The 21258-nt window shown below is 73.8% G+C and carries 21 protein-coding genes; 7 read left to right on the top strand and 14 right to left on the bottom strand.

Annotated features, from left to right (window positions below):
• Positions 1-37 precede the first annotated feature (37 nt).
• From KF840_19780 to KF840_19800, 5 genes are read right to left on the bottom strand one after another with little or no spacing between them, the layout of a single operon-like run.
• Positions 38-847: an SDR family oxidoreductase gene (locus KF840_19780; GenBank protein ID MBX3027146.1), complete on the bottom strand. Its 810-nt coding sequence runs from the start codon at positions 845-847 to the stop codon at positions 38-40.
• Complete coding sequence (locus KF840_19785) at positions 844-1629, bottom strand: acyltransferase (protein MBX3027147.1); 786 nt, start codon at positions 1627-1629, stop codon at positions 844-846. The genes KF840_19780 and KF840_19785 overlap by 4 nt, the downstream gene beginning before the upstream one ends.
• Positions 1626-2615, bottom strand: a complete 990-nt coding sequence (locus KF840_19790; GenBank protein MBX3027148.1) for a ketoacyl-ACP synthase III — start codon at positions 2613-2615, stop codon at positions 1626-1628. The genes KF840_19785 and KF840_19790 overlap by 4 nt, the downstream gene beginning before the upstream one ends.
• Entirely contained in the window at positions 2612-4534 is a 1923-nt protein-coding gene (locus KF840_19795) for a hypothetical protein (protein ID MBX3027149.1), read from the bottom strand. Before KF840_19795 ends, KF840_19790 begins: the two co-directional genes overlap by 4 nt.
• A 14-nt stretch (positions 4535-4548) precedes the next feature.
• Positions 4549-5475, bottom strand: a complete 927-nt coding sequence (locus KF840_19800) for a class I SAM-dependent methyltransferase (protein MBX3027150.1) — start codon at positions 5473-5475, stop codon at positions 4549-4551.
• 404 nt (positions 5476-5879) lie between these two features.
• On the opposite strand from KF840_19800, the gene KF840_19805 reads away from it, so the two are divergent.
• Both KF840_19805 and KF840_19810 read left to right on the top strand, forming a co-directional pair.
• Positions 5880-6836: a hypothetical protein gene (locus KF840_19805; protein MBX3027151.1), complete on the top strand. Its 957-nt coding sequence runs from the start codon at positions 5880-5882 to the stop codon at positions 6834-6836.
• A 133-nt stretch (positions 6837-6969) separates the two neighbouring features.
• Positions 6970-7725, top strand: a complete 756-nt coding sequence (locus tag KF840_19810) for a hypothetical protein (protein MBX3027152.1) — start codon at positions 6970-6972, stop codon at positions 7723-7725.
• 10 nt (positions 7726-7735) lie between these two features.
• Here KF840_19810 and KF840_19815 read toward each other — a convergent pair whose 3' ends face one another.
• Complete coding sequence (locus KF840_19815) at positions 7736-9355, bottom strand: ABC-F family ATP-binding cassette domain-containing protein (GenBank protein ID MBX3027153.1); 1620 nt, start codon at positions 9353-9355, stop codon at positions 7736-7738.
• Between the two features lie 162 nt (positions 9356-9517).
• On the opposite strand from KF840_19815, the gene KF840_19820 reads away from it, so the two are divergent.
• Both KF840_19820 and KF840_19825 read left to right on the top strand, forming a co-directional pair.
• Complete coding sequence (locus tag KF840_19820; protein ID MBX3027154.1) at positions 9518-10741, top strand: hypothetical protein; 1224 nt, start codon at positions 9518-9520, stop codon at positions 10739-10741.
• Positions 10742-10747: 6 nt separating this feature from the next.
• Positions 10748-11134, top strand: a complete 387-nt coding sequence (locus KF840_19825) for a PPOX class F420-dependent oxidoreductase (protein ID MBX3027155.1) — start codon at positions 10748-10750, stop codon at positions 11132-11134.
• A 202-nt stretch (positions 11135-11336) separates the two neighbouring features.
• On the opposite strand, the gene KF840_19830 is transcribed toward KF840_19825, so the two are convergent.
• Positions 11337-12473: a beta-lactamase family protein gene (locus KF840_19830; GenBank protein MBX3027156.1), complete on the bottom strand. Its 1137-nt coding sequence runs from the start codon at positions 12471-12473 to the stop codon at positions 11337-11339.
• Between the two features lie 13 nt (positions 12474-12486).
• Positions 12487-13968 (bottom strand): amino acid permease, encoded by a 1482-nt coding sequence (locus KF840_19835; protein MBX3027157.1) that lies wholly within the window; start codon positions 13966-13968, stop codon positions 12487-12489.
• A 116-nt stretch (positions 13969-14084) separates the two neighbouring features.
• On the opposite strand from KF840_19835, the gene KF840_19840 reads away from it, so the two are divergent.
• On the top strand, positions 14085-15473 hold the full coding sequence (locus KF840_19840) for an aspartate aminotransferase family protein (protein MBX3027158.1): 1389 nt from the start codon (positions 14085-14087) through the stop codon (positions 15471-15473).
• 15 nt (positions 15474-15488) lie between these two features.
• Here KF840_19840 and KF840_19845 read toward each other — a convergent pair whose 3' ends face one another.
• Positions 15489-15926, bottom strand: a complete 438-nt coding sequence (locus KF840_19845) for a PIN domain-containing protein (GenBank protein MBX3027159.1) — start codon at positions 15924-15926, stop codon at positions 15489-15491.
• 3 nt (positions 15927-15929) lie between these two features.
• Positions 15930-16157, bottom strand: a complete 228-nt coding sequence (locus KF840_19850; protein ID MBX3027160.1) for a ribbon-helix-helix protein, CopG family — start codon at positions 16155-16157, stop codon at positions 15930-15932.
• A gap of 279 nt (positions 16158-16436) precedes the next feature.
• Here KF840_19850 and KF840_19855 point away from each other — a divergent pair, with 279 nt between their 5' ends.
• A complete protein-coding gene (locus KF840_19855; GenBank protein MBX3027161.1) occupies positions 16437-16637 on the top strand; it encodes a cold-shock protein in 201 nt (66 codons plus the stop codon).
• Between the two features lie 124 nt (positions 16638-16761).
• Positions 16762-17082: a hypothetical protein gene (locus KF840_19860; protein MBX3027162.1), complete on the top strand. Its 321-nt coding sequence runs from the start codon at positions 16762-16764 to the stop codon at positions 17080-17082.
• Positions 17083-17154: 72 nt separating this feature from the next.
• Here the strand turns inward: KF840_19860 and KF840_19865 are convergent, their stop codons facing one another.
• The 4 genes from KF840_19865 to KF840_19880 all read right to left on the bottom strand — a co-directional run.
• Entirely contained in the window at positions 17155-18288 is a 1134-nt protein-coding gene (locus KF840_19865; GenBank protein ID MBX3027163.1) for an FAD-binding oxidoreductase, read from the bottom strand.
• A gap of 5 nt (positions 18289-18293) precedes the next feature.
• Positions 18294-18734 carry a hypothetical protein gene (locus KF840_19870; protein ID MBX3027164.1) on the bottom strand — a complete coding sequence of 147 codons (441 nt, stop codon included), beginning with the start codon at positions 18732-18734 and terminating at the stop codon, positions 18294-18296.
• Positions 18735-18750: 16 nt separating this feature from the next.
• A complete protein-coding gene (locus KF840_19875) occupies positions 18751-19899 on the bottom strand; it encodes a phytanoyl-CoA dioxygenase family protein (GenBank protein MBX3027165.1) in 1149 nt (382 codons plus the stop codon).
• A gap of 76 nt (positions 19900-19975) precedes the next feature.
• A partial coding sequence (locus KF840_19880) for an aldehyde dehydrogenase family protein (protein MBX3027166.1) occupies positions 19976-21258 on the bottom strand: 1283 nt, incomplete at its 5' end.

Here is a 21258-nt window from a genome sequence, read left to right on the forward strand (position 1 = left end):
ATGGATTGCGTGCAGGGGAACGCGCACGGCGCGCTGGTCATGCCGGCCGCAGGACGAGGTCCAGCAGCCGCAGCGTCATGCCGCCGGAGAAGTCGATCGTCGCGCCGTTGAACCAGGCGGCCTCGTCGCGGAGCAGCAGCGAGACGAACGCCCCGACCTCCTCGAGCGTCACCATGCGGCCGGCGGGAATCATCTCCGCGTGCGTCCGCTCGAGGCGGCCCATCGCCTCCGGCCCCATCACCTTCCGCAGCGCCGGGGTCGCCACGGTGCCGAACTTGAGCAGGTTGACGCGGTGGCCGAGCGGCCCGAGCTCCATCGCGAGATGGCGGACGTACATCTCGAGCGCCGCCTTCGACGCCGCCACCAGCCCGCAGTTGTGCAGCAGCGATTCGTGCAGGACGTTGGTGAGCCCGAGCAGGCGCGACGCCGGCGCCAGCAGATCGTTCGCGTGCAGCGCCTGCGCCCAGTAGGCGAACGAGTGCGCCATGTAGTTGAAGGTCTTCTCGAACTGCTTGGGGTGCAGCGCGTCGCCGCGGGTCGAGAGGAAGTGACCGAGCGAGGCGGCGGCGATCGCGTGCACCAGGAGCGCGGCGCTGCCCCGGCCCGCCACCTCGCGATAGGTCGCGGCGCAGGCCTGGATGCCGTCGGAGGTCCCGGCATCGCCGACGTGCAGCACGACCCGACGGCCGGCGTCGCCGATCGCCGCCGCGAGCGCCGCCGCCTCCTCCGGGAAGTTGCCGCGATGCACGCCGAAGACGTGCAGGCCGGGGTCGCGCGCCACGGCGCGGGCGATCGCGGCGCCGCTGCCCGACGAGACCCCGAGGATGATGGCCCACCGCTCGCTCATCGCGTCGCTCCGCGCGCCCGCGTGGCGTGGCGCGGCGCCGGCCGGCCGCGGGCGCGGTCGAGCAGCGCCTGCACCGCGCCGGTGACGCGCCGGTGCGCGCGCTCCAGGCTCTCGGGATCGTCGAGCCGCGCCCTGTCCTCCGCCCAGGGGCGGATGGGGTCGCCGATCACCTGGTGCATCTTCACCGGGAACGACGGCGAGAAGGGGAACAGCCCGAGCGGCCCGATGCCGGTCCACAGGCCCCAGCCGCGCCGCAGGCCGAGCCGCTTGCCGACCGTGATGCCGTCGACCAGGCCGAGGTAGGCGTCGTCGGTGCCCGACGCGCCCACCGGCACGATCGGGATGCGGTACTTGAGCGACAGCTTCAGGTAGCCGCGGTGCCCGCCCCAGTTGACCGTGTAGCGCCCGTCCCAGAACGTCCGCGCGCCCTCGGTGGCGGCACCGGGCGTGACGACCAGGTGCTCGCCGCGCCCGATCGCCTCGGCCAGGGCCGGCTCGTCGCCGCCGACGAAACCGAGCGCGTCGGCGAGCCAGCGCGCCCCCGGGAGGTGGTCGATCGAGCCGTTGAAGATGGCGTGCGGCAGGTAGCCGAGCGCGTCGTAGAGCGCGACGGTGAGCATGCACATGTCCCACGCGGCCGGCCGCCCGTGGTAGCCGACGATCAGCGAGGCCGGCGCATCGACCAGGGACTCGAGGCCCTCGACGGTATAGCGATGGTAGCGCTGCTTGGCGCGCCAGTAGCCCAGCCAGAGCCGCAGCGGCAGCGCCTGCGACGGGCTCATGCGCCCACCCGGTAGAGCAGCGCGCCGCAGGACAGGCCGGCGCCGACGCCGGCGACCAGGATGCGGTCGCCGGGACGCACCGGCCGGGTGCGCAGCAGGCGGTCGAGCCCGATGCCGATCGATGCCGAGGCGAGACTGCCGACCTCCTGCACCACCGGCACGACGCGCGCGCGGTCGATGCCCAGCACCTCGACGACCGTCGCCAGCATGCTGCCGTTCGGCTGGTGCGGCACCACCCACTCGACGTCGGCGAGCGACAGCGATGCCTGCGCCAGCACGGCGTCGATGCCGCGGCGGAACAGGGTCAGCGCCAGCTCGAGCATGCGGGCGCTCGGCGTCCCGAAGCGCACCGTCTCGCGCTGGTGCGTGAGCACGCCGTTGGCGAGCGTCACTTCGCCGCCGGCGGCGCCGTCGTTGCGCAACCAGACGCCGAGGATCCCCTCGCCGTCGCGCGGCGCGGTGACGACGGCGGCGGCCGCCGCGTCGCCGAAGACGAGGAAGGGCCGCGGATCCTCGGGCACGGTGCAGCGCGAGCCCATCTCCGACGACACCACCACCGCCGGCCCGCCGCCGGTGGCGACGGTGCGCGCCGCGAGGTCGAGCGCAGTGACGAAGCCCATGCAGCCGTTGTTCATGTCGAAACAGTCGCAGATGCCGCCCAGGCCGAGGCGGGCGGCGATCAGGTTCGCCGTCGCCGGCACCACCATGTCGCCGTTGGTCGAGTTGACGTAGATCAGGCGCCGCAGCTCGCCCGCCGGCAGCTCGGCGGCCGCCAGCGCCGCGCCCACCGCGTCGGCGCCCAGGCTGGCGAACGAGGCGTCGGGCGGCGCCACGTAGCGGCTGGCGATGCCGGTGCGCGCCTCGACCTGCGCCGGGTCGCGCGGCGCCGACAGGCGCCGCACGTGCTCGGCGGTGGTGACGCGCCGCCCGGGCGTGACGCTGGCGGTGCCGGCGATGCGCACGGGAAGGAGCGGCGCCCCCGTCATGATCGCCGCCCTCCGGCCGTCGGGCGCGACGGACGCGCGGCCGCGGGACCGGCGCCGGCGAACGCGCGCCACTTGCGCTCGAAGTCGCGCAGGCTCTCCTTCAGCTCCTGGCTGCACTCGGCGCGCCGCACGATGCGACCCGCGGCGGCGAAGAACGCGCTCATGATCCCCGGCGCCGCCTCGAGCGGCGGCTCGAAGAAGGCGCTGACGTCGGGATTGACGGCGCGGCCGAAGCGCTGCTGCATGTAGGTGGCGGAGACCCAGAGATCGGAGAGGCCGCCGAGCGGCGTCAGGTCATAGATCCAGCGCACGCCGGGCAGCGCGGCGATCGGGTTCGCATCGCGCGGGCCGGCGATGCAATTGCACGCGAACAGCAGGTCGGCGCCGACGTCGCGCAGGATGCGGGCCGGAATCAGCAGCGCCAAAGCCCCGTCCGCGTAGCGCACCCGCGAGCCCGCGTCGTCCCGGCTCACCGGCGCGAACAACAGCGGGGCGGCACCGCTCACCTGCACGGCGTCGCCCAGCGTCCCGGAGACGACACGGCGGGCGCGCGGCGGCTTCCCGGCCTCCAGGCGCACGGTGACCGGCGCGAACCGCACCTCGGTCTGACCGAGCAGGGTCTTGCCCAGCGTGTGGTCGACGACCCAGCCGCCGACCGCCGAGGTCAGGGTGTTGGGCAGCAGCGCGAATTGGTAGAGCACGCCGTCGCGGATCGCCCGCTCGAGGCCGGCGAGGCCATCGCGGCAATAGTAGGCTCCGAGGAAGGCGCCGCCGCTGACGCCGCTGAAGACGTCGATCGGCACCTTGGCCTGGGCGAGACCCCGCAGCAGCGGGATCACCGCGTAGCTCGAGGCGCCGCCGCCGCTCAGGGCGATGCCCACGCTGCGGTTGGTCACGGCGCGCGCCCAGCGTTCCGCCGTCTCCCGCGCCCCCGCCATGGCATCGACGGCGCGCAGCAGCCGCCGCGCCCGGTCGGGCCCCGTCCCGGCGCGATCCCAGGCGGCCTGGACCGCGTCCGGATCGAGGCGCCAGACGCGGCAGTGATCGCGTTCGACCCGCCAGTGGAGAGGGCGCTTCTCGCCGTCCACCTCCACGTCGACCTCCGTTGTGGCGAAGTTCTCGTCCTCGAGCGGGCGCGTCAGCGCGGCGATGAAGGAGGAGAAGAACGGGCCCTCGTCCTTGCGGGTCCAGTGGTGCACGATCTCGCCATTGACGTAGCGCACCCGGGCGCGCCGCCGGGTCGCCGGGAACAGCAGCGGAAACAGCGCCGGCGGCATGCGCTTCGGCAGGGTGTCGGTCAGATAGACGATGCGGTGCATGCCGCCGTGGAGCTCGCCGAGCACGTCCCGTGGATCGCCGCCGTCCGGAGCGACGAAGAAGCGGTGTAGGCGCCTCCCCGCCATCAGGGGCGTCACGGCGGCGCGGGACACCGTCTCGGGTTCGCCCATCCGGCCCGGCGCGCCGTAATGATGCGCGACGACCCGTCGGCCCTCGAAGGTGACGACGGTGGTCGGCTCCCCGAACTGCCGGCTGATCGCGTGGGCGAGAACGTGGGTCATCGCCTCGAGCGGCACGGCCAAGCCGTCCTTCTTCGTCACCCAGATGCGGTGCACCGTCGCCTGCTGCGCCCGCGCCGCGCGCCGGGCGCGGCGGTGCAACTGCGCGCTGCGCAACAACGCCGGCGACGCCAGGCGGGCGCGCACCAGCAGGTGGTGATCCGATTGCAGCCCGGGCTCGTGGTCCTCGGTCACCTCGATCAGGTCCGCCAGCAGCCGTACGCTGCTGCGTATCCAGAGCGTCCGGGCGCGCAACGCGTTGACGTCGCGGGTCTCGCCGCCGAAGTCGGGTGCCGGCCTCGGCAGCGGGCCGGGGGCGAGATCGAGCTCGCGGGGATCGAACCTGGTCGGGCCCAGTGCCATCGCGTCCTCTCTCCTCAGCGCGCCGCCCGCAGCGCCGCGCGGGCGACGTGCATGTGGGCGGGGACCTGCAGCCCATCGCTCCGGCCGCGGCAGTAGCGCGCCGCCAGGGCGGCGGAGTCGAGGTCCTCGACCAGCTCGAGGCCGAGTCCCGCCAGGGCGGCGGGCAGCCGGCGGGGATCGAAGCCGGAAACCCACGGCTCATCGGTCTGGGCGCGCTCCCGCCGCAGACGCTCCAGGTCGGCCGAGGCGCGGCCGGCGTCGAAGGCATCGAGGTCGAGGTAGTCGAACAGCACCTCGCTGCCGGCACCGCCGTGCGCCGCGAGGTCGCCGAACAGCGCCAGGTTGGCCTCGCGCGAACGGTACTGGGTGAGGCCGAGGACGGTGAACAGCACCGGCGCGGCGCGGTCGTATGCGGCCTCGCCGAGCACCTCGCGCAGCGGCCGACGATCCAGGTCGGCGGCGATGAGCCGCACGGCCGGCGGCATGGCGATGCCGGCGAGCGCGAAGCGCTGGCGCTTCAGCGCCTGGGTCGCCGGATGATCGATCTCGATCATCCGCACCCGCTCGCCGAGCTCGGGATGGCGGCAGGCGAAGGTGTCCATCCCAGCGGCGACGGCGATGTACTGGCCGATGCCGCGCGCCAGGCCGGCGAGGGTCGCGTCCTCGGCCCAGCGGGCGCGGACGACGATGCCGCCGTATGCCGGATGGGACTGGACGGCGCGATCGAGGGCATGCGCCCGGTCGGCGATCGCCGCGATCGCGGCGCGGCGGTCCTCGGGCAGCGCCAGCAGCAGGCGCTCGAGGACGAACGGGCGCTCGGTCTCGGCCAGCAGCCGGTCGCCGTAGGGATCGTCGAGCAGCGGCGGCCGATCGCACCGGGTGTGCACGGCGCGCATCAGCGACGCCGCCAAGGCCGTCATGCTGGCCCGCTGCGGATCCATCCGCTCCCCCCGACGACGGCGCACGGAGACGCCGAGACCTCGATCGACGTCGGTCCCCGACACATCGACTCCCTGCCCTGATGCGCCATGATCCCCGCGCGCCTTCTGCAAGGTTTCGCCGCGGAGCGCAATTGGGACTTCCCCGCACAGCGGATGCCGCGGTGTCCGATGGGCGCCGCGGCGCCTCCGGGCGCCGCGCATGGCAGGGTCGACGGCAGCCCCCGGGACAGGTCGCAGGCGGCGCGGACGCGCTGCGCCCACGCCGCCATCGGCAGCGATGCCGTTTCGCGCCCACGCCGCGGCGCGCGACACCGGCCGGCGCGCCGCGCGCGCGGCACGGGAATTGCCTTGTCGCGGACGCAGCCGCGGACCACGACGCCCGCGGCGAGGAGGAAGAGGTGGAGATGACGCGGCGCCCGCACCCGATGCAGGTACTGGAGGACAACTGGCGGACCCTGCTCATCGCGTCGCTGCCCGGCAGCGGGCTGCGCATCGCGGGCGCGCTCGGCATGACCGGCGGCGACGCCGCGCCGTGGGCGCGCCTCGCCGCGTGGAGCACCGAGCACGGCGTGCTGACGCTGCTCACCCTGCCGCTGCTCACCGTGATCGCGCTGCTGTGCCATGCCGCGTATCGCGAACATCTGCCGGCGCTGCGCCTGGTCGCCCGCCCGGCGCCCCCGCCGCCGCCGCTCAGGGCGGTGCGCCTCGATGCGATGACCGCATCGGCGCGCGAGCTGCTGGCGGCGGTGTCGTCGCGGGGCGAGTTCCGGCTGGTGCCGCGGATCGCCGGTCCGGCGGTGGTGGCCGCGGGCGCCGGCCCGGACGACGATCGCGAGTTCTACGACCCGACCGACCGCGCCGTGACTCAGCGCTACCGCCAGGCGCTGGCCGAGCTCGAGCGCGCCGGGCTGATCGAGCGCGACGGCGAGGCGCGGCGACTCAGTCCGCTGGGCTGGCCGGCGGCGCGGCTGCTGTCGCGCCAGGAGCTCGACCGCATCGCGCTGCGCGCCCGTCATCTGTCGGACGCCGAGCAGCGCCTGCTGCGCCTGATCGCCGACTGCCGCCAGCGCTACAAGGTCGAGACGGTGGTGCTGCGGCGCGACGGCTCGGCGGTGAGCGTCGTGTACGGCAACGGCCAGATGGTGCCAGTGCCCGACCGCTGCCCGCGCGCCGAGACGCTGCCCGACGCGACCGCGGCCGACGCCGCGGCGCGCTTCGCGGAGCTGGTCCTCGGCATGCCGGCGGATTACCTGGTCGTCCTGCCCGATCGTCGTCCCGGGAATCCGTTCGTCCTGCGGCTGACCGAGACCGGCCTCCGCTACCGGCGCTACGCCGACGTCGCCTGGGCCGCCGCCGCGTAGCCGGTGGTCGCGGCGTTGCCGCGGTCGTCCCGACGGTCGCGCGTCGGGGTCGGCACTTGTGCTCGCCGCGCCACACGGGCCAGAACACCTGGCGGTGCTCGCACGGACGCCCGACCACGAGCACCGATCGCGCATGGCGGCCGCCGACCACATCCTCAGCTTCGCCGAGTACGCCGCGCGGCGGCATGCGACGCCGTACGTGGTCGATCTCGCCGGCGACGGGCGCCGCCTGCTGCTGTTCGGCGGCCGCCACAGCTCGGATCCCGGCGACCCGATGTTCGCGCAGCTCGCCGCCGCCTTCGCGGCGCTGGCGCCCACCATCGCGCTGCACGAGGGGACGCCGCCGGCGGTCGAGCCGGAGCGCGAGATCGCCATTCGCCGCCACGGCGAGGCCGGACTGGTGCGGCACCTCGCAGCGCGCGCCGGCATCGCCAGCGCGAGCCTCGACATCCCGCTGCCCGAGGAGGCGCGCCTGCTGTGCGGCGAGCTCAGCCGCGGCGAGGTGCTGGTCTACCTGGTGGTGCGACAGCTCGCGTCCTTCAACCGCAAGACGGCGCGCCTCGACTTCGATGCCTACTTCGCCGACTTCTTCGCCCTCATCGGGCCGCCGCTCGGGCTGACCGTGAGCTGGCCGCTGGTCGAGCGCGAGCACGCCCGCCTGCTCGGCCGGCGGCTCGCGCCGCGGGCGGTGACGGCGCGCGACACCGATCCGATGGGCGACGAGCTGCCGACGCAGCGCATCGCCCGCCTCTCCAATCGCCGGCGCGACATCCACATGCTCGCGCGCCTGCGGGCGGCGCTGGCCGCCCACCCGCGGGTCTTCGCCAGCGTCGGCGTCTCGCACGCCGTCATGCTCGAGCCGGCGCTGCGCCACGCCCTCGGCGCCTGACCGGCGGCCGTCAGCGCAGGCCCGGCGCCTCGTGGCCACTGGCGGCGACGTACTCCAGGTAGCCGCCGCCGTACGGGATGACGCCGTCGGCGGTCAGCTCGAGCACGCGGTTGGAGAGCTGGGCGAGGAAGCGGCGGTCGTGCGAGACGAAGAGCATCGTGCCCTCGTAGTCCGCCAGGGCGCGCACCAGCATGTCCTTGGTCGCCATGTCGAGGTGGTTGGTGGGCTCGTCGAGAACGAGGAAGTTGGGGCGGTCGTAGAGGATGCGGGCGATCACCAGGCGCGCCTTCTCGCCCCCGGAGAGCACCCGGCAGCGCTTGTCGACGTCGTCGCCGGAGAAGCCGAAGCAGCCGGCGAGCGCCCGCAGCGCGCCGCCGCTGGCGGCCGGGAAGGCGCGCTCCAGGGTCTCCAGCACCGTGCCCTGCGGGTCGAGCACCTCCATGGCGTGCTGCGCGAAGTAGCCGAGGCGGACGTTGGCGCCGAGCGTCACCGTGCCGGCGTCGGAGGCGCTCTCGCCCACCACCAGCTTGAGCAGCGTCGACTTGCCGGCGCCGTTGACCCCCATCACCGCCCAGCGCTCGCCGCGCCGGACGAGCAGGTCGAACCCGTCGTAGACGACGCGCGCGCCGTACGCCTTGCGCACCCCGGCGATCTTCACCACCTCGTCGCCCGAGCGCGGACAGGGCGGGAAATTGAACACCAGCGTGCTGCGCCGCTTCGGCGGCTCGAGCTTCTCGATCTTGTCGAGCTGCTTGACCCGCGACTGCACCTGCGCCGCCTTCGCCGCCTGCGCCTTGAAGCGCTCGATGAAGCGCATCTCCTTGGCCAGTTTGGCCTGCTGCCGCTGGTAGGCCGCCTCGGCCTGCGCCTCCTGCTGCGCGCGCTGCGCTTCGTAGAAGTCGTAGTCGCCGCCATAGGTGGTGAGGCTGCCGCCGTCGATCTCGAGGATGCGGTCGACCACGCGGTTCATGAACTCGCGGTCGTGCGAGGTCATCACCAGGGCGCCGTCGTAGTCGGCGAGGAAGCGCTCGAGCCAGATCAGCGACTCGAGATCGAGATGGTTCGACGGCTCGTCGAGCAGCATGGCGCTCGGGCGCATGAGGAGGATGCGCGCCAGCGCCACCCGCATCTTCCACCCGCCGGAGAGCGCGCCGACGTCGCCGTCCATCATCTCCTGGCTGAAGCCGAGGCCGGCGAGGATCTCGCGCGCCCGCGCCTCCAGGGCATAGCCGTCGAGCGCCTCGAAGCGGGCCTGCGCGTCGCCGAAGCGCGCGATCAGCGCGTCCATCTCGTCGCCGCGCGCCGGATCGGCCATCGCCTGCGCCAGCGCCGCCAACTCGGCGGCCACCGCGGAGACCGGACCGGCGCCTTCCATCACCTCGACCACCGCCGGTCGGCCCGCCATCTCGCCGACGTCCTGGTCGAAATGGCCGATGGTCACGCCGCGGTCGATCGAGACCTGGCCGTCGTCGGGATGCTCGGCGCCGGTGATGAGGCGGAAGACGGTCGACTTGCCGGCGCCGTTGGGCCCGACCAGACCGATCTTCTCGCCCCGGTGCACCGCCGCCTCGGCTTCGACGAAGAGGATCTGGCGGCCGTGCTGCTTGCTGATCTGGTCGAGGCGGATCATGGAATCGGCCAGCCCTAGCGCGAACGCGCGCCGCTTTCAGGAGCCCCTCGCCGGGGCACCCGGCGCGCTCGGCCGATGGGATGGGTGCGCCTCGAACCGCCCGCATCCCGGCAGCAAAGCGCTTGCGCCCCGCATCTCCTCGAGCGAAAGGGGGACTAACTAATGTTGTTTGGTCGAAGCTGCCTCGCAATCGCCGCCGCGATCGCAGCCGCCGGCGCCGCGTTCGCCGGGGTGGCGCTGCCGACGCCCACCGGCACGCCCTACGTTCCGCCGACGCCGCCCGGCCTCTTCACCGTCGCCGGCCACGTCGCCGCCGGGCCCGGTTGCGCCGGCGACCTGGCCGGCGCCACGGTATCGATCTCGCCGGCCGTCGCGCCCGCGGCGCGCACCGGCACCGACGGCCGCTTCGCCTTCGCCGACCTGACCTACGGCCACTACATCCTGAGCGTCGCTCCCAACTGCCCGCTGATCCCCTGCTATCCGGATCGGGATGTCTTCGTCGACGCCAGCGGCGACGTCGCGCTCGATCTCTGCCGCGACGACTGCCCGGCGGACCTGCGGCTGTCGATCCGCCAGGGCGCGCCCGGCGCCCTGGTCGATGCCAGCGGCCGCTGCGACGCGGCGCGCGGCAACGCGGTGACCATCTGGTTCGACGACCAGCCGCTGGCCGAGGCGACGGCGGACGCGTCCGGGGTCTACCGCGCGACCGTGACCGTGCCTCTCGATGCGCCGCCCGACGCCGGACACCTGCTGCGCGCCACGCTCGGCGAGCGCGAGATCGCCAGCGCCGAATTCATGACCGCCTACGGACCGGCGCCGTGCGTCGGCGACTGCAACCGCGACGGCGTGGTCACCATCGACGAGCTGTTGCGCGGCATCCGCATCGCCCTCGGACTCGCCGACGCGTCGCTCTGCTGGAGCATCGACGCCTCGCTCGACGGCAGCGTCAGCATCGAGGAGCTGATCGCCGCCGTGCAACGGGCGCTCACCGGCTGCCGCTTGCCGGACCTCGCGCCCCTCGAGATCGCCTTCTCGCGCTGCCTCCGTCCGACCTGCTACGACATGGCACAGGAGACGCGGTTCATGCAGGTGTGCGTGGCGAACCAGGGCGCCAGCGACAGTCCCGGCTTCGTGGTCGTCGAGCAGACCGGCGGCGGCACGGGCTTCGCGCCGCCGCTGCCCGCCGGCACCCAGGAATGCATCGAGATGCCGCTCGTGCCCGCTCCCGAGATCGCCGTCGACCCCGGAAACGACGTCGTGGAAGAGGACGAGAGCAACAACACGCTCGCCACCGTGCTCGCCGTGCCGACCAGTTGCGAGGCGACGCCACTGCCCTGCACGCCGACGCCGCCGCCGACCCTCACCCAGACGCCGACCCCGACCTGAGGCGCCATGTCGAAACGCGCCCCCGCCCGGCTGGAGCCCGAGTCGTACATCAGCCTCGAGACCTTTCGCCGCACCGGCGCCGGCGTGCGCACGCCGGTGTGGTTCGCGACCATCGACCGGCGCCTCTACGTCGTCACCGACGGGACGTCGGCGAAGGTCAAGCGCCTGCGCGCCAGCAAGCGCGTGCGCGTCGCCCCCTGCACCGTCCGCGGCACGGTCACCGGCGAATGGCTCGACGGCACGGGGCGGGTGGTCGCGGACGCGGCGCTGATCGAGCGCGCCCACGCCGCGCTGGTCGAGAAGTACGGCTGGCAGATGTGGATCCTCGACGGCGTGTCGTGGCTGTTCGGCCGCATCGGCCGACGCGCCTACCTCGAGCTCGCGCTCGACTGACCGCGCGGCGGCGCGGAGGGACACCGACGAACGGAGCGGCTTGGCGCCAGCCCGCCCCGACGGTGTGCGGCCGTGCTCGCCGACGCCGGTCTCCGGGTCGAGGGCCCCATCTCCGCGGCGCGGCGCGCCGCGGCGGGCGGCACCGCTCCGGCCGAGGTCGACCTGTCGATTGGGCCGCAGCGCCGGCGCCGCGCCGGGCGCCCTACAGCGACGCGTACACCGCCCGCACCAGTGCGCGGCTGCGCGGATCGCCGGCGAGGTCGAACTGCAACTGCGAGGTCACGTAGCCGAAGGCGAGGCCGGCCTCCGGGTCGGCGAACGCCGTCGAGCCGCCGGCGCCGGCGTGGCCGAAGCAGCGCCGGCCGCCGTCCGGCGCGATCGTCGGCTGCAGCATGAAGCCGAGGCCGAAGCAGCTCGACAGCATCAGCACCAGGTCGGCGCCCTGCGACTGCACCTCGGTCGCGCGCGCCACCGTCTCCGGCCGCAGCAGGCGGCGGCCCTCCAGCTCGCCGATCAGCGCCGCGTAGAACCGCGCCAGCGCCCGCGCCGTGCCGACGCCGTTCGACGACGGCATCTCGGCGGCCAGGATCTCGGCGCGGTTCCACATCTCGTCGTAGCCGAAGAGCCCGCTCGGCCCGTTCATCACCCGCGCGGTGAGCGAATCGGCGCCGAGCATCTCGCTCAGCGACGGCAGGCCGGCGGCCGGGGGCCGCAGGCGCGCCCGCCGCGCCATCAGCGGCGCCGGCAGGCCGATCCAGAATTCGAGCCCGAGCGGTCCGCTGATCGCCTCGGCGATGAAGCGCCCGGGGCTGCGGCCGGTGACGCGGCGAATGACCTCGCCGAGGATCCAGCCGAAGGTGCGCGCGTGGTAGCCGTGCCCGCTCCCGGGCGGCCAATTGGGCGCCTGCGCCGCGATGGCGCGCACCACCGGATCCCACGCCAGCACCTCGTCGAGCGTCAGCGCGCCGTCGACCGCCGCCAGCCCGGCGCGGTGCGCCAGCACCCAGCGCAGGGGAATGTCCCCCTTGCCGTTGGCCGCGAACGCCGGCCAGTAGCGCGCCACCGGCGCGTCGAGATCGAGCGCCCCGCGTTCGACCAGCAGGTGCACGGCGGCGGCGGTGAATCCCTTGCTGACGGAGAAGACGATCACCGGCGTGTCCATCCGCCACGGCCGGCCGGTGGCGTGATCGGCGACCCCGGCCCACAGGTCGACGACGACGCGGCCGTCGCGGTAGACGCAGCAGGCGGCGCCGGACTCGCCGTGGCGCGCGAAGTTGTCGGCGAAGGCCTCGCGCACCGCCGCGAAGCCGGGCGCCGTGTAGCCCTGCGGGTCGCTCATCCGGCGGCGTGGATCAGCGCTCGACGGGGCGGCCGCCCGGCGAGGCGCCGCCGAGTTGCAGCTCCCGCGACAGCGCCAGCACGCTGCGCTTGCGCCCGTAGGCGGCGTAGATCACCAGCCCGATGGCGAGCCAGACGAAGAGGCGCAGCCAGTTGTGCCAGCCGAGGGCGAGCATCATCGCCAGGTTGACCGCGATACCGAGCGCCGGGATCACCGGCACCCAGGGGGTGCGGAACGGCCGCGGCAGCTCGGGATGGGTGCGGCGCATGATGATCACCGCGACGCAGACGACGATGAAGGCGAGCAGGGTGCCGATGTTCACCAGGTCGGCGAGCAGCTTGAGCGGAAAGAGCGCCGCCAGCACCGCCACCGCCAGGCCGAGCACGAGGGTCGCCAGGTGCGGCGTCTGGAAGCGCGGGTGCACGGCGGCGAAGACCCGGCGCGAGATGAGACCGTCGCGCGCCATCGCCAGCAGCACCCGCGAGCCGCTCAGCATCAGCACCAGCAGCACGCTGGTGATGCCGACCAGCGCGCCGGTGGAGATGAACAGCACCGCGATCCCCATCCCCTGGCGGGCGAAGGCCTCGGCCACCGGGGCGTGGATGTCGATCTCCGGATAGGGAACCATGCCGGTGAGCACCGCGGCGACCAGGATGTAGAGCACGGTGCAGAAGGCGAGCGAGGCGAGGATACCGATCGGAATGTCGCGCTGCGGATCGATCGCCTCCTCGGCGTGGGTCGAGACGGCGTCGAAGCCGATGTAGGCGAAGAAGACGTACGCCGAGCCCTGCAGCACGCCGCCGAGGCCGAACGGCAGGTAGGGGTGCCAGTTCGCGGTGTCGACGTAGGTGGCGCCGACGGCGATCACGAACAGCACCACCGCCACCTTGAGGATCACCATGGCGGCGTTGAAGCGGGCGCTCTCGCGGATGCCGATCACCAGCACGGCGGTGATCGCCAGCACCGCCAGCGCCGCCGGCAGGTTGCCGTAGGCGCCGGTGACCAGCCACCGCCCGGCGGCGGGATCGTAGTCGAACGGGTTGTTGATCCACGCCGGCGGGATGGCGATCCCGAACAGGTTGAGGAAGGTGTCGAGGTAGTGCGACCAGCCGTGCGCCACCGTGCTCGAGGCGACGGCGTACTCCAGCACCAGGTCCCAGCCGATGATCCAGGCGAACAGCTCGCCCAGCGTCGCGTAGGCGTAGGTGTAGGCGCTGCCGGCGACCGGCACCGTCGAGGCGAACTCCGCGTAGCAGAGCGCCGCCAGGGCGCAGCCGATGCCGGCGACGGTGAACGACAGCACCAGGCCCGGCCCGGCGTAGTCGCGCGCCGCCAGCCCGGTGAGCACGAAGATGCCGGCGCCGATGATGGCGCCGACGCCGAGCGCCGTCAGGCTCACCGGCCCGAGGCAGCGCCGCAGCCGGTGCTCGCCCGCCATCTCCGCCAGCAGCACCTCGACCGACTTGCGCGCCCACAACTGCGTCCGCCACGTCATGTTTCGAGCCCTGTAGCGCAGCCGTGACACGCCGTGAAGGACGCCGATGCCCACCGCGTCCCGTCCTTGGCGCCGCGCCCGACTCGCGCTAAGCGCAGTGCCGGAGGACCCCACCCATGCCCCGTTCCGCCGCCGAGATCGCCGAGCTGCTGCGGCTCGACCGCGCGCACGTCATCCACCCGATCACCGAATTCAAGAAGCACGAGGCCGACGGCGCGCAGCTCGTCGTCGGCGGCCAGGGCATCGAGCTCGAGCTCGCCGACGGGCGGCGGGTGATCGACGGCTTCTCCGGCCTGTTCAACATCAACGTCGGCCACGGTCGCGGCGAGATCGCCGACGCGGTGCAGGCGCAGATGCGCCAGCTCGCGTACTACCCGAGCTTCTGGGACTTCGGGAACGAGCCGGCGACCCGCCTCGCCGAGCGCCTGGTCGGCCTGCTGCCCGCCGACCGCCAGCTCACCCACGTGCTGTTCAACAGCGGCGGCAGCGAGGCCAACGAAGCCAACTTCAAGTTCGCCCGCCTCTACCACGCGGTGCGCGGCCGGCCCGAGAAGCGCAAGATCCTCTCCCGCCGCTGGGCCTTCCACGGCGCCACCCGCGCCGCCGGCAGCGCCACCGGCATCCTCGCCTACCACGCGCTGATCGAGCAGGACGCCGCGCACGCCTACTTCGCTCCGCCCTACTGCTACCGCTGCGAGTTCGGCCGCACCCGCCCGGACTGCGGCGTGCCGTGCGCGCACGATCTCGAGGCGACCATCCAACGCGAGGGCGCCGACACCATCGCGGCGCTGATCATCGAGCCGGTGATGGGCACCGGCGGCGTCCTGGTCCCCCCGCCCGACTACTTCGCGCCGATCCAGGAGATCTGCCGCCGGCACGACGTCCTGCTCATCCTCGACGAGGTGGTCACCGGCTTCGGCCGCATGGGGGAGTGGTTCGGCATGCAGCTCTGGGACATCCACCCCGACATGGTGTCCTTCGCCAAGGGCCTCTCGTCCGGCTATCTGCCGCTGTCGGCGTCGGTGATCACCGACCGCGTCTACCGCACCATCCGCGACGAGATGCCGGACGGCCTGCCGATGATGTTCGGCCTCACCTACAACAACCATCCGACGTGCTGCGCCGCCGCCCTCGCCAACCTCGACATCATCGAGGGCGAGGAGCTGGTCGAGAACGCGCGCGTCGTCGGCGCCTACCTGCTCGACCGGTTGCGCGACGCCTTCGGCCGCTCGCCGATCGTCGGCGAGATCCGCGGCCAGGGCCTGCTGGCGGCGATCGAGGTGGTGCGCGACCAGGCGACCAAGGAGCCGTTCCCCAACTTCGAGGATCCGCACGACATCGTGCACGACGCCTACCAGCGCGGCCTCATCGCCCGCGCCATGTTCCAGTGCGTCGCCCTGTCGCCGCCGTTGATCAGCACCCGCGCCGACGTCGACCGCATGGTCGGCATCCTGCAATCGGTGTGGCCGGCCGCCGAACGGCGGGTCCTGGAGGCGGCGGCCTGACCACCGCGGGCGGCGTCACGCCCGCAGGGGATCGATCACCTCGAGGAACGGAAAGCGGTGGAAATCGGTATCGCGCGTGTAGATGGTCCGGATCCCGTGCTCGCGCATCAGCACCGCCGTGTGCGCGTCGTGCAGCAGGTTGCCGCTGAGCAGCGGCACGTCGGCCATGGTCTGCAGCACGAGCGCCGCATGACGCGAGGTCTCGCTCAGGATGTGCAGCGACGGCGACGCCAGCAGCGCCTCGACGAAGCGCCACCCCTCGGCCGCCGTCCACGGCCGCGCGAAGACGCGCCGATGCGTGACCACCCGCAGGAACTCGTAGAGGATCCCCCACGTCAGGCACCACGGCGTCGGCGCCGCGCGCCAGCCGTCGAGCAGCGCGCGACAGCGCGCGTGCTCGGGCATGCCCCGGTTGGCGGCGTAGACGAGGACGTTGGTGTCGGCGAGCAACACCCGTCAGCGCCCCTCCAGGGCCTGATACAGGGCGTCGCGATCGGCGACGTCGACCAGCGGAGCGCCGAGATCGGCGCTCGGCAGCGCCGGCAACTCGCGCGGCGCGGCCTTGACCGCCAGGTACTGCCGCAGCGCCGCCTCCACCAACGCCGACACCGTCTGTCGCCGCGCCGCCGCCTCCTGCTTCAACTTCCGCATCACCCGATCGTCGATGATCAGCGTCGTCTTCATGTATGGTTTTCCGTACCACCGGTGCGGGGAGCCGTCAAAATCGCGGCCGCGCCACGGCCCGCGGCGACCCGCCTCGCGGCCGGGCGCGAAATCTCGTCTTCGATGCGCGACGCCGGTTGTACTTTCCTCCCGACTCGCGTACACAGGATGCCAGTCCCAACGGGAAAGACGGCAGTTCGGGAAACCCCGGGAGTCTCCTGACCCCCGAAGCCACCACCGTGTTCCAGATCCAGCAGCTTCCCCAGTAGTGACGAATTCGCAAGAAAGGAGGGAAGCACAATGGCTCAGGGAACTGTGAAGTGGTTCAACGCTGCCAAGGGCTTCGGCTTCATCAGCCGCGATGATGGCGACGACGTGTTCGTCCATCACACCGCGATCGTTGGTGATGGCTACCGCAGCCTGGACGAAGGCCAGAAGGTCTCGTTCGACGTGACCCAAGGCAAGAAGGGTCCGCAGGCAGCCAACGTCGTCAAGCTGTGACGATTGCGCCGCGGAGGTCCTTCCGGGCCTCCGCGGCGTTGCCTCGCAACGCACACATCGCATCGCATGGTTCGTCGGGCCCCGCGCCCGGCGATGCCGCTGGCACAAGGGGAGGGCAGGCGACATGCGGCACCAGCAGATGGCACTCGACGCGCTGCTGAGCGACTTCTTCGGCGACAGCAAGCGCGGCGCCGCCGCCTCGAGCGAGAAGCGGCTGATGCTGGCCGTCCTGCGCAACGCCCTCGAGTGCTACCAGAAGCACCTCCACGCCACCGATCGCACCGGCCGCGAGCTCTTCGCCGAAGCCGCGGCGTGGATCGAATCGACCAACGGCCACGGGCTGTTCTCCTTCGAGAACATCAGCGAAGCGCTCGAGCTCGAGCCGCAGTACGTGCGCCGGCAACTGGCGCGCTGGAAGCAGAGCCAGCTCGACCCCCGCCGCTGAGCCGCCCTGCCGCCATGCGGGCGCGGCGCGGCCGGCGATGACGGGTCCCGCAACCCGAGCGATCGACGGCGATCAGCGCGGCGCCGCGAAGCGGCCCGGCGCCAGCAGGCCGGCGTCGAAGCGTTGGGTGCGGCCGTCGAGCAGCAGATCGGCGGCGATGGCGCCGACCGCGCCGCTGGTCTCGATGCCGCAGCCGCCCTGCCCGGCCAGCCAGAAGAAGCCGGGCAGCAGCGGATCCTCGCCGACCACCAGCACGCGGTCGGGCGAGAACGTGCGCAGCCCGGCCCAGGCGCGCCGGATGTGACGCGGCGCCAGGCGCGGCGCGACGCAGGCGACGCGCTCGGCGGCGGTGGCGATCGCCAGCTCGTCCGGCGTCGCGTCGCACGGCGCCAGCGGCTCCTCGTCCATCGGGCTGGCGAACAACCCGCCCGACTCGGGCGCGAAGTACACGTGCTGCGAGGCGTGCTCGACCAGCGGCCAGTCGCGCACGGCGAGGCCGTCGGGCGCCGCGAAGGTGATGATCGTGCGCCGGCAGGGCGTCAGCGGGATCGGCGACGCGCCGGCCTGCGCCGCGACGACCCCGGCCCAGGCGCCCGCGGCGTCCACCACCCAGCGCGCCTCGACCTCGCCGGCGCTGGTCGACACCCCGGCCACCCGCCCGCCGGCGCTGCGCACGCCGCGCACGGTGACGCCGCAGACCCGCTCGGCGCCGCGCTGCGCCGCGCCGCGCAGGTAGGCCCACAGCAGCTCGTGCACCTCGATGTGGCCGTCGTCTGGCAGGAAGACGCCGCCGGCGACGCGCGCCGGGTCGAGCGCCGGAACCCGCGCCAGCACCTCGGCGGCGCTCTGCGGCTCGACCCGCGTGCCGCCCGCCACGACCGCCGGCACCTGGGCGCGCACCGCGCTCCACACCGGCTCCTCGCAGACGACGAGGATGCCGGTCGGGCGCAGCAGCGGCGCGGACGCGAAGTCCGCCGGCGGCTGGCGCAGGAAGGCCGCGCCCTGCGTCTTCAGCGCCTGCAGCGCCGGGATCGGATCCCACTCCACCGCCACCGCGGCGCTGCGCCCGGTCGAGTGGTGGCCGGGCTGCGCCTCGCGTTCGAGCAGCAGCACGTCGCGCAGGCCGCGGGCGGTGAGGAAGTATGCGAGGGAGGCGCCGGCGATGCCGCCGCCGACGATCACCACTTCGTAGGCGCGCTTCTCCATCGCGCTCACGCGGCGGGCGCGCCGCGCACCCGCCGCCAGGCCGCCGACGCCGCCACCGGCACCGCGACCAGCACCCCCCACATGCCGAACATGAAGGCGACGAACACCAGCCAGTTCGCCGCCGGTCCCTGCGGCGCCAGGCCGCGCTGCCCGGTGAGCGCGCCGAGGGTGGCGCCGAGCACGTTGCCCCAAGCCGCCAGCACGGCGCCCCAGGTCACCAGCCGCTCGCCGGCCCGCCCGAGCGGCAACGACGGCGCGCAGCCCGCCAGCGCCAGCAGCATGAGGCCGTTGAGCACCCCCTCGGCGTGCGCGAGTTTCCAGGCGCGCGCCGCCGCCTCGCCCCACTCGCCGACCAGCGCGGCGCCGTACGGCGCGCCGGCGAGCAGCCCCGCGAGCAGCACCAGGAGGCCGTTGAAGGTGAGCATCGCCGCCGCCCGTGGACGCATCGCCATCTCCCCGCCGTCAGCCGCCGACCCGCGCCAGGATCGTGTCGTTGTAGCTCTTGCCCGCCGGGATGTGGGCGAAGGCGCGTTCCGGCAGACAGCTCAGGTAGAGCGCGCGCCGGCCGGGACCGCGCCCGCGCGGCGGCGGCGCCGCGTGCATGACGTCGCCGACGTGCACCGTGCAGTCGCCGGGCTCGGTGTCGACCGCGACGGTCAGCGCCCGCTCCAGATCGGCGCGATGGCACGACGCGCGGTGCGTCCCGGGCGCGAAGTGGAGCTGTCCGCTGGCCGCGGTGGCGGCGTCGAGCTGGATGCCGATGTTGATCGCCGGACAGGTCAGCGGATGGCCGCCGAGGCCGCAGTCGCGATGCCACGGCAGATCCGACAGGCCCTCCACCACGTCCGGCTGCTTGCACACCACCGAATGACCGTCGCTGCGGTCGCCGGCGACGCGCAGCGGTTCGTCGCTCAGCGCCAGCAGGCGGCGGATGCGCGGGTCGTCGCCGAGGGCGGCGATCGCCGGCTCGGCGAGCCCGAGGTAGATCAGGCGGCAGAGCACCGGCGTCCCGTCGCCGCGCGTCGCCCACCACGACCGTCCGTCGCCGGGCCGCGCCGCCGCCTGCCGGCGCTCGACGATCGCGGTCAGGCGCGCGATCTCCGCCGGCGTGAAGACGCCCTTGACCAGGGCGAACCCGGCCTCGCGCAGGAAGTGGCGCAGCGGCGCCGGCGGTCCGTCGGCGGGAAACGCGCGGTGGACGTCGAGCGGACCGCCGGCGGGGTCGCGCAGAGCGAGCGCCGCCGGATCGAAGATCGGCCGGCCGCTGGCGAGGGCGCGCAGCGCCGGCTCCCAGCGCTCGAGGTCGGCGTAGCCGCCGGCGGCGAAACGCACCCGGCCGCCGTAGAGCAGGCCGGCGGCGGTGGCGGTCTCGTCGACGAAGTCGCGCCACGCCGCCGCGTCGAGCTCGGCGACGACCGGCGCCTCGCCGCTGGCGTCGACGCGCAGCGTCTCGCCATCCGGCGTGAAGCGGCGGGCGCGCCCATCGGCGAGCCGCCAGGCGAAGGGCGGCGCGTCGCGCACGTCGCGCGTCGCCTGACGGCCGACCGGCGTCGCCAGGCGCTCGGGCAGCATCCGGTGCCAGGCGTCGAAGTCGAGCGGCGGGAACGTCATCGGCGAGCCTGCTGTAGCGAAAGCGTGGTCGCTTGCGAAGCCGCGCCGCCGGCGCGCCGCGGAGCCCCGTGAGCGCTCAGCCGAACAGCCAGCCCATGAGGCGCTCGATCTGGCGGGCGCGCCGCAGCGAGTAGGGAAACCACGCCGGCTCGCGGCGGCGGCGGCGCGGCTCGACCAGCAGCGCCTGGCGGACGCAGAACTGGCGCAGGCCCTCGGCGCCGCCGTGGCGGGTGCCGACGCCGCTCTGCTTGACGCCGCCGAAGGGCAGCGCCGGCACGCCGGCCGAGAGCACGCACTCGTTGACGCAGGCGTTGCCGGTCTCCAGGCGCTCGGCGATGGCGACGCCGCGCGCCACGTCGCGCGTCCACACCGAGGCATTGAGCCCGTAGGCGCTGTCGTTGGCGAGGCGGATCGCCTCCTCGACGTCGGCCACCGCCATCACCGGAATCACCGGGCCGAAGGTCTCCTCGCGCATGATCGCCATGTCGTGGTCGACGCCGGCCAGCACCGTCGGCGCGTAGCACGGCGCCGTGCCGTCGCCGACGCGGGCGCCGCCGGTGAGGACGCGGGCGCCGCGCGCCACCGCGTCGGCGACGTGGCGCTCGACGATCTCCATCTGCCGCGGGCTGGTGAACGGACCGAAGTCGATGTCCGCCGCCGGCCCGTTCGGCCCGGTGCGCAGGGCGCGCACCTGCTCCACCAGCTTGGCGGTGAACGCCTCGGCGACCGGCGCCTCGACGTAGACGCGCTCGACCGACATGCACACCTGGCCGGTCATCAGACAGCCGCCCCACGCCGCGCCGGCGGCGGCGCGGTCGAGGTCGGCGTCGGCGCAGACGATCATCGGATCCTTGCCGCCGAGCTCGAGCAGCACCGGCGTCAGCCGCCGCGCCGCCCGCTCCATCACCCGCCGCCCGGTCTGCGGCGAGCCGGTGACGCAGACGAGGTCGACCTGATCGACCAGCGCCGCGCCGGTCGCGCCGGCGCCGATCACCACCTGCAGCACGCCCGGCGGCAGCGCCGAGCCCAGCGCCGCGACGGCGCGCTGCACCGCCAGCGGCGCCAGCTCCGACGGCTTGATGATCACCGCGTTGCCGGCCAGCAGCGCCGGCAGCGCGTCGCCGAGCGCCAGGTTGAGCGGCGCGTTCCACGGGCTGATGATGCCGACCACGCCGCGCGGCCGATGGACGACGTAGCCGCGCTTGCCGAACAGCGGCCGGGTGCTCACCCGCTGGCGCCGCAGCCAGCGCGGCGCCCGCCGCGCCAGCCACCCGAGGTCGAGGCAGACCCCCATCAGCTCGCCCACCACGTCGACGCGCGCCTTGCCGGTCTCGCGCTCCAGCCGCTCCAGCACCGCGG

The organism is bacterium, assembly GCA_019637795.1.
GTDB lineage: Bacteria > Desulfobacterota > Binatia > HRBIN30 > CADEER01 > JAHBUY01.